The sequence below is a fragment of the Microbacterium paraoxydans genome, from assembly GCF_900105335.1.
GTDB lineage: Bacteria > Actinomycetota > Actinomycetes > Actinomycetales > Microbacteriaceae > Microbacterium > Microbacterium paraoxydans.
The window spans coordinates 2,928,096-2,941,197 of sequence record NZ_LT629770.1 but is presented as its reverse complement, the minus strand read 5'-3'; the positions used below and the strand labels follow the sequence as shown (position 1 = coordinate 2,941,197).

The 13,102-nt window shown below is 71.9% G+C and carries 12 protein-coding genes; 4 read left to right on the top strand and 8 right to left on the bottom strand.

Annotated elements, in window-relative coordinates; genetic code table 11:
• The first annotated feature begins 54 nt into the window (after positions 1 to 54).
• Entirely contained in the window at positions 55 to 1,593 is a 1,539-nt protein-coding gene (locus tag BLU02_RS14395; protein WP_060923484.1) for an ATP-dependent DNA ligase, read from the top strand.
• On the opposite strand, the gene BLU02_RS14390 is transcribed toward BLU02_RS14395, so the two are convergent.
• A complete protein-coding gene (locus tag BLU02_RS14390; RefSeq protein ID WP_060923485.1) occupies positions 1,594 to 2,103 on the bottom strand; it encodes a phosphoribosyltransferase in 510 nt (169 codons plus the stop codon). It abuts the gene before it with no gap.
• A gap of 160 nt (positions 2,104 to 2,263) precedes the next feature.
• Here BLU02_RS14390 and BLU02_RS14385 point away from each other — a divergent pair, with 160 nt between their 5' ends.
• Both BLU02_RS14385 and BLU02_RS14380 read left to right on the top strand, forming a co-directional pair.
• Positions 2,264 to 3,991: a thiamine pyrophosphate-binding protein gene (locus BLU02_RS14385; RefSeq protein WP_083371025.1), complete on the top strand. Its 1,728-nt coding sequence runs from the start codon at positions 2,264 to 2,266 to the stop codon at positions 3,989 to 3,991.
• Between the two features lie 25 nt (positions 3,992 to 4,016).
• Positions 4,017 to 4,865, top strand: a complete 849-nt coding sequence (locus BLU02_RS14380; RefSeq protein WP_060923644.1) for a PhzF family phenazine biosynthesis protein — start codon at positions 4,017 to 4,019, stop codon at positions 4,863 to 4,865.
• A 42-nt stretch (positions 4,866 to 4,907) separates the two neighbouring features.
• Here the strand turns inward: BLU02_RS14380 and BLU02_RS14375 are convergent, their stop codons facing one another.
• From BLU02_RS14375 to BLU02_RS14350, 6 genes are all read right to left on the bottom strand, one after another.
• Entirely contained in the window at positions 4,908 to 5,288 is a 381-nt protein-coding gene (locus BLU02_RS14375) for a VOC family protein (protein ID WP_025103820.1), read from the bottom strand.
• A gap of 76 nt (positions 5,289 to 5,364) precedes the next feature.
• On the bottom strand, positions 5,365 to 5,976 hold the full coding sequence (locus tag BLU02_RS14370; RefSeq protein WP_083371087.1) for a response regulator transcription factor: 612 nt from the start codon (positions 5,974 to 5,976) through the stop codon (positions 5,365 to 5,367).
• A gap of 11 nt (positions 5,977 to 5,987) precedes the next feature.
• Positions 5,988 to 7,115 (bottom strand): sensor histidine kinase, encoded by a 1,128-nt coding sequence (locus BLU02_RS14365; RefSeq protein WP_060923465.1) that lies wholly within the window; start codon positions 7,113 to 7,115, stop codon positions 5,988 to 5,990.
• A 29-nt stretch (positions 7,116 to 7,144) separates the two neighbouring features.
• Positions 7,145 to 7,906, bottom strand: coding sequence for an ABC transporter permease (locus BLU02_RS14360; RefSeq protein WP_060923464.1), 762 nt, complete (start codon positions 7,904 to 7,906; stop codon positions 7,145 to 7,147).
• 1 nt (position 7,907) lies between these two features.
• Complete coding sequence (locus tag BLU02_RS14355; RefSeq protein WP_082750169.1) at positions 7,908 to 8,882, bottom strand: ABC transporter ATP-binding protein; 975 nt, start codon at positions 8,880 to 8,882, stop codon at positions 7,908 to 7,910.
• A gap of 80 nt (positions 8,883 to 8,962) precedes the next feature.
• Positions 8,963 to 10,825, bottom strand: a complete 1,863-nt coding sequence (locus BLU02_RS14350) for an FAD-dependent monooxygenase (protein ID WP_060923466.1) — start codon at positions 10,823 to 10,825, stop codon at positions 8,963 to 8,965.
• Positions 10,826 to 10,953: 128 nt separating this feature from the next.
• Here BLU02_RS14350 and BLU02_RS14345 point away from each other — a divergent pair, with 128 nt between their 5' ends.
• Entirely contained in the window at positions 10,954 to 11,661 is a 708-nt protein-coding gene (locus BLU02_RS14345) for an IclR family transcriptional regulator (protein ID WP_083371024.1), read from the top strand.
• A 61-nt stretch (positions 11,662 to 11,722) separates the two neighbouring features.
• Here BLU02_RS14345 and BLU02_RS14340 read toward each other — a convergent pair whose 3' ends face one another.
• Positions 11,723 to 13,102 (bottom strand): MFS transporter, encoded by a 1,380-nt coding sequence (locus tag BLU02_RS14340; protein WP_060922851.1) that lies wholly within the window; start codon positions 13,100 to 13,102, stop codon positions 11,723 to 11,725.

The following is a 13,102-nucleotide window of genomic DNA, read 5'->3' as shown; positions in this document are numbered from 1 at the left end:
TCGTCGCTGTCAACCGTCTCGTGCGGTGTCCGACCCCGGTGGGAGGATGCCGGCATGCTGCTCTCGGAGCTCGTCACCACCACCGACCAGGTCGCCGCGACCTCGTCTCGCCTGGCCAAGATCGAAGCGATCGCGGCGCTGCTCCGCCGGGCCGACGCCGACGACATCGCACCTCTCGTGGGCCTGCTCCTCGCCGCGCCGCGCCAGGGACGCCTCGGCGTGGGCTGGCGGGGGCTGACGAATCTCGCGATCGAGCACAGCGCGACCTCGACCCTGACCATCGCGGAGGTCGACCATGTCTTCGACACACTGGCGCACACCTCGGGCTCCGGTTCGGCCGGCGTGCGCAGCGAGCTGCTGCACGACCTCGCCGCCCGGGCCACCGCTCCCGAATGGGACTTCCTGACCAGGGCGATGCTCGGGGAGCTCCGCACCGGCGCGTTGAGCGGCGTGCTCCTCGACGCGATCGCCCGCGCCGCCGAGGCCCCGCCTGCCACGGTGCGACGGGCCGCCATGCTCTCCGGCGACCTCGGTGAGACGGCGCTGCTCGCGCTCACCGGTGCCGAAGGAGCGCTCGACGAGGTCGGGCTCCGGGTGGGACGCCCCGTGCTCCCCATGCTCGCGGCCACGGCGCCGACGCCCACGGCCGCCCTGGAGATCACCGGACGCGCCTCGGTCGAGTACAAGCTCGACGGCGCGCGGATCCAGGTGCACCGCCGCGGCGATGAGGTCGGCATCTACACACGGAGCCTCGCAGACGTCACCCACCGGCTGCCCGAGATCGTCGAGGTCGTCCGCGGTCTTCCCGCGCAGGAGGTCATCCTCGACGGCGAGACCCTGGCGCTCGACGAGGACGGCGGTCCCCGGCCGTTCCAGGAGACGATGTCCCGGTTCGGCGCGGATGCCGCGCGCGAGCTCGCCCTGCGACCCTGGTTCTTCGACGTCCTGCACGTGGACGGCCGCGACCTACTGGACGAGCCACTGTCGGTGCGTCAGGAGGTCCTGGCCGAGATCGCCGGCGAGTGGCGCATGCCCGGCATCGTGACCGACAGCGCGGAGGAGGCCGAGCGCCTGTCCCGCGAAGCCCTGGCGGCCGGTCATGAAGGCGTGCTCGTGAAGGCCGTGGATGCGCCGTACGCCGCCGGCCGTCGCGGCAAGTCCTGGGTGAAGGTGAAGCCGGTCCTCACGTTCGACCTCGTCGTGCTCGGCGCCGAGTGGGGGTCGGGGCGACGGCGCGGCTGGCTGTCGAACCTGCACCTCGGCGCGCGGGACCCGGATGGCGACTTCGGCGAGCCCGGCGGCTTCGTGATGGTGGGCAAAACGTTCAAGGGCCTCACCGATGCGCTGCTTCAGTGGCAGACCGACGAGTTCTCGGCGCACGAGACCCATCGCTCCGCGTCCACGGTGTTCCTCCGGCCGGAACTCGTGGTCGAGATCGCGATCGACGGCGTGCAGCGGTCCCCGCGTTACCCCGGCGGCCTCGCCCTCCGCTTCGCCCGGGTCAAGGGCTACCGTCCGGACAAGAGCGCTGCGGAGGCCGACACGATCCAGACCCTCCTGGCGCTGCGGCGCGGTGCGGCGGACGACTCCTGATCAGGCCGTGGGCGGGAGTCCCTCGTCCTCCTGACGCACCGTGCCGCGGAACGACCAGGGGAAGTCGATCCAGAGGTCGGTGTCCTTCCACGCGAAGTCCGGCTGGATGATCGTCGAGGGCTTCGTGTAGATCGTGACGGAGCGCACGTCGGCGCCCTTCTCCTGCAGCAGCTGCACCGCGAGCGCCAGCGTGCGACCGGAGTCGGCGACATCGTCCACGAGCAGGACGCGGCGACCGTCGAGGTAGGCCATGTCGAGCTCGGGCGGCAGCACCTCCGGGGCGTCCAGCACGGTGCCGATGCCGGTGTAGAACTCGACGTTGATGGCGCCGCAGTTCTTCACGCCGAGTCCGTACGCGATGGCGCCGGCCGGGAGCAGGCCGCCGCGCGCGATCGCCACCACGACCTCCGGCTCGAAGCCCGTCGCGATGATGTTCCGCGCCAGATCGCGCGTCGCCGCGCCGAAGCCGTCCCACGTGAGCGTCTCGCGCTCGATCGATGCATCCGTCATCGGTCCATTCTCGCGCATCCGCTCCGTCCGAGCCGCCGCTAGACTGAGCAGGTCCGGCCCCGCCGGTGCCTGAAAAAGAGGCACGAAGCACCTCGCATCGCCGCGAGGGCGAGACACATACGGATCCCCCTTCTCCGTCCCTGTCTCGAAAGGCTTCCCCATGCCCTCCGTCTCCGCGCACGTCGCCCTCACCCTCGCCCAGCACGTCGATGCCGTCTTCGGCGTCATGGGCAACGGCAACGCCTACTTCCTCGACGCCCTCGAGACGCAGACGGACGCCACCTTCACCGCCGTCCGTCACGAGCAGGGCGCGGTCGTCGCGGCCGACGCGCACTTCCGCGCCTCCGGCCGCATCGCCGCGGGCACCTCCACCTACGGCGCCGGCTTCACGAACACGATCACGGCGCTGGCCGAGGCCGTGCAGGCGCACGTGCCGCTCGTCCTCGTCGTCGGTGACGAGCCCACATCGGGGCCGCGGCCGTGGGACGTGGACCAGATCGCTCTGGCCTCGGCGGTGGGCGCGCGCACCTATACCGTCGGGCGGACCGATGCCGCCGCGACCACCGTTATCGCCGTCGAGCACGCCCTCACCTATCGCGTGCCCGTCGTGCTCGCCATCCCCTACGACGTGGCCGCCCTCGAGGCAGGCGCGGTGCCGGCGGCCCCGGCTCCCCGCCTCCCCGCGCCGCTCGCCCCGCGCGGGGACTTCGCCGAGGGCATGCTGGATGAGATCGCCGCCGCCCTGCGCGACGCCGAGCGCCCGTTCCTCCTCGCCGGGCGCGGGGCCTGGCTGGCCGACGCGGGCGAGGCTCTCGGCACCCTCGCCGCGCAGACCGGGGCCCTCACCGCCTCCTCCGCCCTCGGCCGCGGCATCTTCCCGGACGCCCGGTACGACCTCGGCGTGACGGGCGGCTTCGGCGCCGAGGGGGCGATGGAGCTCGTGCGGACCGCCGACGTCGCCGTGGTCTTCGGCGCGAGCCTCAACCAGTTCACGATGCGCTTCGGCGAGCTGTTCGCCCCGGGCACCCGGGTGTACCAGATCGACACCGCTCCGGCCGCGACCCATGCCCACGTCGGCGGCTTCGTGCGCGCCGACGCCCGCCTCGCCGCCGAGGCCCTCGTCACCCGCCTCTCCTCCGGGCACGACTTCGGAGATGCCGCCAGACTCGCCGGGGCCACCCCCGACTCCGGCGGCGTGTCGGGCGCGGGCTCCGACGTTGTGCCCGCCCGACCCTGGAGGGAGACGGTCGACGTCGCCGCGGCCCGCGCGTACGAGCCCGGAGACGAGCTCGCGCCGGACGGCCGCCTCGACCCGCGTTCCGCCGCGCGCCGGATCGCCGACCTCCTCCCCGAAGACCGCGTCGTGGTCTCGGATGGCGGGCACTTCATCGGCTGGGCGAACATGTACTGGCCGGTCGCCGCGCCCGACCGGATGATGATGATCGGCACCGCGTTCCAGTCGATCGGACAGGGCTGGCCCAGCGTGGTCGGCGCCGCCCTCGCCCGTCGTGACGCGACCATCGTGCTCACCTCCGGCGACGGCGGCGGGCTCATGGCGATCGCCGACCTCGAATCGGCCGTGCGGGCAGCGGGCGGACGCGGCATGGCCGTGGTCTGGAACGATGCCGCGTACGGCGCCGAGGTCAACCTCTACGGGCTGAAGGGCCTGGCCGAGGGACCGATGCGCATCCCCGAGGTCGACTTCGCCGCGTTCGGGGCCGCGGTCGGTGCGGAGGGCGTCGTCGTGCGGACGCTCGACGACCTGGAGCGTCTTTCCACCTGGGCCGAGGAGGACCCGGCGACCCGGCGCTTCCTCGTCCTCGACCTCCGGATCTCCGGCGACGTGATCGCGCCGTACCAGCAGGAGATCATCCGCGTGAACTCCTGACCGCGCGGGCCGATAGGCTCCCGGAATGACGGATGCTCCCGAGGTCCTGCGCTACAGCGCCTTCGCCGCGACGCCGGACGGCGGCAACCCCGCGGGGGTCGTCTTCGACGCCGACGGGCTCGATGAGGCGGACATGCAGCGGGTCGCGGCCGAGGTCGGCTACTCCGAGACCGCGTTCGTACAGGAGGCCGCGGCGGACGGCTCCCGCTTCCGCGTGCGCTACTGGTCGCCGGCTGCGGAGGTGCCGTTCTGCGGGCATGCGACGGTCGCGACCGCGGTGGCCCTCGCCGAGCGGCAGGGTCCGGGGGCGGTCGTGTTCGAGACCGCGGCCGGAGACGTGTCCATGGAGTCCTTCGCGGACGCCGACGGCCGGGTCACGGTGTCGTTCACGAGCGTCGAGCCGGAGGTGCGCGACCTCGACCCCGTCGTGCGTGACCGCCTCCTCGCTCTGCTGGGGATGGAGCCGGGCGATGTCGACCCGCGCTTCCCGGTCCGCGAGGCGTTCGCGGGCAACTGGCATCCGATCGTCTTCGTCGCCGACCGGGAGCTCTTCCACCAGTTCCGCTTCTCCCCCGCCGACGTGGCGGCCCTCATGCGCGCACAGGGGTGGCACGGCACGGTGACGGTGCTGCACGCCGACGATCCGGCCGAGATCCAGGCCCGCAACCTCTTCCCCGTGGGGCGCATCACGGAGGATCCGGCGACAGGGTCCGCGGCCGCTTCCGTCGGCGCCTATCTCCGCGCCCAGGGCTATCCCGGCGACACCGTCCGCATCCATCAGGGCGCCCACGTCGGTCGCCCGAGCGAACTCCGCGTCGCGATCCCGTCCTCCGGCGGCCTCGTCGTCTCCGGCGGAGCCACCCGCCTCCCCTGACCTCCCGGACCCGACCCGGGAGCCGAACCGGACCCGGACCCGTCAGCCCTGGGCGCTGTAGTCCGGGAGCTCCTGCAGGGTCCAGGTGTTGCCATCGGGGTCGTCGAAGCGCACGAATCGCCCCCAGTCCTGCTCGTCCACGCCCTCCGCCTCCACGCCGAGACCCCGCAGGTGTGCGAGAGCCTCGTCGGCGTCGGGGACGACCACCTGGATGGTGTTCTGCTGCCCCGGCTCCAAGCCGCTGGTCAGCCCCGTGCCGAAGGCGATCGAGCAGGCCGATCCCGGCGGGGTCATCTGCACGAACCGCAGCCCCTCGTACGGCACCTGATCATGGTCGGCGTGGAAACCGATCTTCACGTAGAAGTCCTTCGCCCGGTCGACATCGCTGACCGGCACGAAGATGAGTTCGATCTTCCAGTCCATCACGCACTCCTCCTGTCGGGCTCCGTCACCCGACGGCCCTCACAGTACGCGCGGCCTCCGACACCCGCCAGAGGAGTCAGAGCCAGCCCTTGTCGGACGCGATCCGCACCGCCTGCGCCCGGTTCTCGGCACCGGTCTTGCCGATCGCGGCGGAGAGGTGGTTGCGCACGGTGCCCGCCGATAGGAACACCTCCGCCGCGATGGCCGCTGCGGATCGTCCATCGGCGGCCAGCCGCAGCACCTGCCGCTCCCGGTCGCTCAGCGGGTTGGCTCCCTCGAACAGGCTCTCCTCGGCGAGTTTCGGATCGAGCACCCGGAGTCCGGCGTGCACGCGGCGTACGGCCGCGGCGAGTTCCTCGGCCGGGGTGTCCTTCACCACGAACCCGCTCGCCCCGGCGTCGAGTGCCGCGCGCAGGTATCCGGGTCGCGCGAACGTGGTCACCACGAGCACGCGCGTCTGCGGACTGGCCGCGCGGATCTGTTTCGTCGCCTCGACGCCGTCCACGCCCGGCATCTGGATGTCCATCAGACACACGTCCGGCTGCAGGTCCTCCGCCAGGCGCAGCGCCTCCGCGCCGTCCGCCGCCAGGCCCTGCACCTCGAGATCCGGCTCCAGGTCGAGCAGGGCCCCGAGCGCCCCGCGCACGAGAGCCTGGTCGTCGGCGATGAGCAGCCGGATCGGAACCATCGGGGCCGCCGTCACCACGTCACCTCCACCCGCGTGCCCGCCACCTCGCCGGGCCGCATGGTGAACCCGGCGCCGGCCGCCGCCGCGCGCTCCCGCATCCCCCGGATGCCGTTGCCCTCGCGATGCCCGGTCGCGGACGCGGGCCCGACACCGTCGTCCTCCACGGAGAGCACGCCCGGAGCGATGCGCACACGGACGGCCGCGGCCCCGGAGTGCCGCAACGTGTTGGTCGTCGCCTCGCGGAGGATCCAGCTCGCCGTGATCGCCTGGACCGGCGAAAGGGCGTCCGGGGTCCCGTCCACGACGAGCGCGATGTCCGCGGCGCGCAGCGAATCCTCGGTCGACGCGAGCTGCTCGACGAGGGTCGTCGCCCGCGCACCCGCGACGGTCTGCCGCACTCCCGCGATGGCCTCCGCGGTCAGACGTTCGATGTCGGCGAGCTCGGCCTTGGCGCGCTCCGGGTCGGAGTCCATCAGCCGCCGCACGAGCTGTGCCTTGAGTCCGACGACCGTCAGCGAGTGGCCGATGAGGTCGTGCACGTCGCGCGCCACGGCTTCCCGCCCCTCGCTGGTCGCCAGCTCCCGGCCCAGCCGCTCCGCCTCCGCCGAGCGCACGATGAGCCAGGTCGAGACCGTGTTCACGACGCCGAGGAGGGTGACGATCGCGAGGACGGATAGGTAGGAGAGGTTGTCGGGGATGAGGAAGACGCAGCCGGCCGCCACCACGAGCGCGGCGATGGTCGAGATCCAGTGCCAGGCACGGGTCAGTCCGTACGAGGCGAACGACATGATGAACGGCAGGAAGCTCAGCGCCGACCCGCCCACAGCCGGGATCGTGACGAGCGCGCAGGCGATGAGCGCGGCGAACGTGATCCACTGCCGCCGCGAGGGGGCGCGACCGAGGCCGCCTCCGCCGCGCATGCCGTGCAGGAACCCCGTCACATAGAGGACGATGAACGCGACCAGCGCCACCCATCCCGTGACGACCCACGCCGGCGGAGCGGCGGAGGCGAGCAGCGCGAGGACCGGGTAGATCAGGAACACGAGCCAGACGACGGCCATCAGCCAGCCGAACCGTGCCCAGGGGTCCTTGCCCGTCCCGGATCGGACGTCCGCCTCCCGGCCCTCCTGCATCGTCATCCGTCCAACCTACTGTCGCGCCGGGGCGCTCACCGCCGTGACCGCGAGCGCCGCACGCCCATCGTCACCAGCAGCGCGAAGACGACGAGCCAGACCGCGACGTTGAGGAGCAGCATCCACAGCTCATCCGTCTGCCCCGTCGTCAGCACGCCCTCCGTGAGCGGCCACCGGCTCAGGGCGACGAAGCCGTACAACGGGGTGAACCGGGCGATGTCGAGCATGACGCCGTCGAGCGGCATGAACACGTTGCCGAAGAAGGCGAAGAAGGTCATCGAGATGGACGCGAGCGCGGCGGCGGAGTCGGAGCCGAAGAACAGTCCGACCCCGAGCCCGTAGAGGCCGAACATGAGGCCGATGCCGAGGATGAGGGCGGCGGTCACGACCCAGCGCCAGGCGCCGTCCGCCTCCGCGCCGGTGAGCAGCCCGGCGACGAACACCGCGACGAGGGCGAGCGCCGCGAACGACACGGCGGTGAGCAGCTTCGTCAGGGCGTAGCCGGTGGTCGTCAGCGGCGTCATCGCGAGCTGCCTTCCCCACCCCTGCTTGGCCTCGGTGGCCGCGAGCGAGGTGAGCGAGCTCATCGCCACCGCGGTGCCGTAGGCCGCCATCGAGACCATCACGTAGAAGGAGACGTTGCCGTTGCCGGCGGAGAGCGTGCCGTACCCCATGCCCGCACCGAAGAGCAGGTACATGGCCACGGGCATGGCGAGGGTGAAGGCGAGCGTGTAGGGGTTGCGCAGTTGGCGCAGCCCCTCGATGCGCAGCATGGTGGGCGAGACGGTCGTGGTCATGTCAGTCCTCCGTGAGGGCGGTGAAGGCGGTCTCGAGCGTGGCGGCGGCGATCTCCAGGTCATGCGCTCCCCCGTCCAGCAGCAGGCGGGCGGCGGCGTCGGAGTCGGTGGCGCGGAGGCTGAGGCGGTCCCCGTCGATGCGCACGCCCGTCACGCCCTCCGCGGCGGTCAAGGCCGCGACCAGCGCGTCCGACACGGCGGGCACGGTGGCGGAGACCGTGCGCTCACCGAGGCTCGCACGGAGCAGGGCGGTGGGCGCGTCCGCGACAACGGTGCCCCGATGCATGACCACCGTGCGGCGGGCGAACTGCTCCGCCTCCTCCAGATAGTGCGTGGCGAACACGATCGTGCGCCCGGCGTCCGCGTCGGCGCGCATCACGTCCCAGAAGTGGCGCCGCGCGGTGACGTCCATGCCGGCGGTCGGCTCGTCGAGCACGAGGATGTCGGGATCGGAGATCATCGCGAGCGCGAACTTCACGCGCTGCTGCTCGCCGCCCGAGCACTTGGACACCCGGCGGCGCGCGAGACCGGCGAGGTCGGCACGGCGCATCACCTCCGGCACGCGTGCGAGGGCTTCCCGCCCGTACAGCGAGGCGATCAGCCGCACGGTCTCGCCGACGGTGAGGTCGCCGAGCAGGCCCCCGGTCTGCAGCACGGCCCCGATGGCCCCGTTCGCGGTGGCCCGTTCCGGAGCCGCCCCGAGCACGCGCACGGTCCCGCTGCTGGGGGCGGTGAGCCCGAGGAGCATGTCGAGCGTGGTGGTCTTGCCCGCGCCGTTGGGGCCGAGCAGGGCGACCACCTCGCCGCGCCGGACGGAGAGGTCGACACCGTCGACGGCCGGCACGCGGCGCTCGCCGCTGCCGAAGTGCTTGCGCACGTCGATCAGCTCCAGCGCCACGGGTCTGTCATCGACGGCGGGGGACGCGGAGGACGACGCGACGCGCGGTGCCGCCTCCTGCACGGATGTCTCGTTCATGCCTCCAGCCTCGCGCCGGAGCGGGCGGCCGTCCGGAGGGCGGTGTCATCTCCTCGGCATGACACGTGTCATGCCGAGGTTCAGCGCGCGGGAAGCAGCGCCCCGTCCAGGAAGCCCGCCAGCTCGTCCACGCCGTCGAGCGGGAGGATCGCGGCGACGTACTGGTCCGGGCGCACGACGATCACGACGCCGTCGCGGGACAGCTCCCGCGCCTCGAAGATGTCCGTTCCGCACCACTTGCTCGGGCCCGCAGCGTAGACCTTCTCCCAGTCGGTGAGTCCGAGCGGGCCGGTCTTCGGCTGGAAGAGCTCGGGCGTCGTCGTGACCTCGACCTCCTCGAAGGGCTGCTGGTACACGGCCTTCACGTCGAACACGGCGTCGGCGTCGGCATCAGCCGGGGTGAACCGTGCGAACACGGGCGCCGCCTCCTCCGCCCACGCGGCGAGCGCCTCGCCGGTCCGGTCGCCGAACGCATAGACCCGCCACCGGCCGTCGGCCTTCGCGTGGTGTCCGAGGTGGACGACGTTGCCGTCCCCGACCCGGACGACCTCCGCCGACTTGAAGCGCTTGCCCAGCGGGTACCCGACCGCGAGCGCCTGGTGGGCGTCGGTGCCGGTGATCATGGAGGACGTGTACTGGGTCATGAACCCGGACGGGAACTCGGCCGTCGCCAGGTAGTACGTGGCCAGCTCGTTCGGGTCGGAGATCTCCTCGGGCTTGCGCGCCATGAGGCTGGACCACTCGCGGTCGAAGTCGATGAGCTGCTGCGCGACGGGACGACGCTCGGCGCCGTACGTGGCGAGCAGCGACTCGGGCGCCCGGCCGCTCAGCACGGAACCGAGCTTCCAGCCGAGGTTGAACCCGTCCTGCATCGACACGTTCATGCCCTGGCCGGCCTTGGCGCTGTGGGTGTGGCAGGCGTCGCCGGTGAGGAAGACGCGCGGGCTGCGGTCGGCGCCGGGGTCCACGTCGTCGAAGCCGTCGGTCACGCGGTGGCCGACCTCGTAGACGCTGTGCCAGGCCACCTGCTTCACATCGAGCGTGTAGGGGAGGAGGATCGCGTTGGCGCGCCGGATGATCTCCTCGATGGGCGTCTGCCGCACGCGGTGGTCGTCGTCCGCCGCGACCTCGCCGAGGTCGATGTACATGCGGCTGAGGTAACCGCCCTCCCGCGGGATGTGCAGGATGTTGCCGGCCTTCGAGTTGATCGCGCACTTGGTGCGCCAGTCCGGGAAGTCGGTGTTGACGAGCACGTCCATGACGCCCCAGGCGTGCGCGGCGCTCGCGCCGACGTGCGTGCGGCCGATCGCCTGCCGCACGCCGCTCCTGGCGCCGTCGCAGCCCACCACGTACTTCGCCCGGACGACGCGTTCGTCGGCCTCGCCGACATGGCGGACGCGCACCTCGACCGGGTACTCGCCCTCCTCGTGCACGGTGAGCCCGAGGAATTCGACGCCGTAGTCCGGCACGATCCGTCCGGGGCCGTCGGCCGCCGCCTCGGCGAAGTAGTCGAGCACGCGGGCCTGGTTGACGATGAGGTGCGGGAACTCGCAGATGTCGTAGGCGTAGTCGGCGGTGCGGGTGGTCCGCACGATCCGATCGGGGTGCTCGGGGTCGGGGCCCCAGAAGTTCATCCAGCCGATGTTGTAGGCCTCGGCGATGATGCGCTCGGCGAAGCCGAAGGCCTGGAAGGTCTCCACGCTGCGGGGCTGGATGCCGTCGGCCTGTCCGAGGACGAGGCGGCCCTCGCGCTTCTCGATGATGCGGGTCGTGATGTCGGGGTACTGCGACATCTGTGCCGCGAGCAGCATCCCCGCGGGCCCGGAGCCGACGATGAGGACGTCGACCTCGTCGGGCAGGGCGGCGGGGCGGTCGATCCCGGTGCCAGCGGCGTCCTGCACGCGCGGGTCTCCGGACACATAGCCGTGGTGGTGGAACTGCATCGTCGTCGATTCCTTCCGGACGTCTTCGTCGGGTGTTGCGTCCAGGAACACCGTGTTCTATATTCGAACACAGTGTTCTACTATTGAACACAGCCTAGACCGGTGCCTCGCGCATCGCAAGGAGAGCCATGCCCGAGCGCCCCGTCACCCCCGCCTCTCAGACATTGAGCCGCGGCATCCGCATCCTCGAGGTGCTCGCCGACGCCCGCGGCGCGCTGACCATCGACGACATCGCCGGACGCCTCGATGTGCACCGGTCCATCGCCTACCGCCTCCTCCGCACCCTCGAGGATCACGGTCTCGTCACCCGCGACGCGAGCGGCGCCGTGAGCCTCGGCGCCCGCATGGCCGCCCTCGCCGCCGGCGTCGCCCACGACCTCCAGGCCGAGGCCCTGCCGGAGCTCACCGCCATCGCGAACGAGCTCGGCATGACCTGCTTCCTCGCCGTCCTCGACGGGGCCGAGTGCATCACCCTCGCCAGCGTCGAGCCGCGGCACGCCGTCGCCAGCGTCGCGCAGCGGCCCGGCGCCCGGCACTCCGTCACGGTCGGCGCCCCCGGGAAGGCGATCCTCGCGCAGCTCGACGGCGCGGAGGTGCCCGTCGGCATCTCCCCCGCCCTGCGCGCCGACGTCGACACCGCCGCCGCACGCGGGTACGCGACCAGCCACGACGAGGTCATCCCCACGGTGCAGTCCGTCGCCGTCTCGCTGCGTCTGCGCGGCCAGCGTCCCGCCGCGATCGCGGTCGTGCACGTGGCCACCGACCTGGACGACGCGGAGATCGCCGCGCGACTCCAGCGTTCCGCCGCCCTCATCCGCGAAGCCCTCGACGGCTGAGCCGGAATGCCCGAGAGCGCACGCCCCGGGACGGGACGTGCGCTCTCGTGGCAGGGGCGGGTCAGACCTTCGCGAGCCCGCGGATCGGGCTGACCGACTGCTCCTCCTCATGGTCCGGACCGAGCGGGATGCCCGAGCGGTCGCGCAGCAGGAGCGTGGCGACGAGGCCGAGGAGGGTCATGCCCGCGAGGTACCAGGTGACCGCCTCGGTGGAGCCGGTCTGATCGACGATGAACGTCGCGATCGTGGGCGCGAAGGCGCCACCGGCGATCGCGCCGATCGCGTACGAGATGGAGACACCGGAGAACCGGATGCTCGCGGGGAACAGCTCGGTGTACAGCGCCGCCTGCGGCCCGTAGGTGAAGCCCAGGCCGATCGTGAGGATCGCGAGACCCGCGAACAGCAGCCCCACGTCACCCGTGTTGACGAGCGGGAACAGCGTGAACACGCCGACGAGCTGGAGCACCCAGCCGATGAGGTAGGTCGTGCGACGGCCGATGCGGTCGGACACCCAGCCGGCCAGCAGCGTGGTGAGCAGCCAGGTCACGGCCGATCCGGTGACCGCCCACAGCACGGGCCCGCGCTCGAGGCCGATGGGCCCTTCGGGGTTCGTGGCGTAGCCCTGGATGTAGCCGCCGGTGGTCATGTAGCCCACGGCGTTGTTCCCGGCGAAGACGAGGGCCGCGATGATGACGAGCAGCAGGTGCTTGCGGAAGAGCTGCACGATCGGCATCTTCGCCTTCTCCTTGCGCTCGGCGAGCTCGGCGAACACCGGGCTCTCCTCCACCCGACGGCGGACGTAGTAGCCCACGAGGATCAGCACGACGCTCAGCAGGAACGGCACGCGCCAGCCCCACGCGAGGAACTGGTCGCCCGGAGCGATCGCGGTCATCAGCGCCATGACGCCCGAGGCGAGCAGCAGGCCGAGCGGCACGCCGATCTGCGGGGAGGCGCCGAAGATGCCGCGCTTCTTGCGCGGGGCGTGCTCGACGGCCATCAGCACTGCGCCGCCCCACTCGCCGCCGGCCGAGATGCCCTGCACGATGCGCAGCAGCACGAGGAGGACCGGCGCCATGACGCCGATGGTCTCGTACGTGGGGAGCAGACCGATCAGGGCGGTCGCGGCCCCCATGAGGATCAGCGTCCACATCAGCACGGCCTTGCGGCCGAGCTTGTCGCCGTAGTGGCCGGCGAGGAACGCGCCGAGGGGCCGGAAGAGGAAGCTCACACCGACCGTGGCGAAGCCGACGAGAGCGCTGTTGGCGCCGAGCGGCGCGAAGAAGAGCTGTCCGAAGACGAGCCCGACCGCCGTGGCGTAGATGAAGAAGTCGTACCACTCGACGGTGGTCCCGACGACGGTGGCGAAGACGACACGACGCCGGTCGGCCGCCGTCGCGATGGTTCCGGTGGGCGTGAACCCACCCTGTGACTGCCCGCTCAT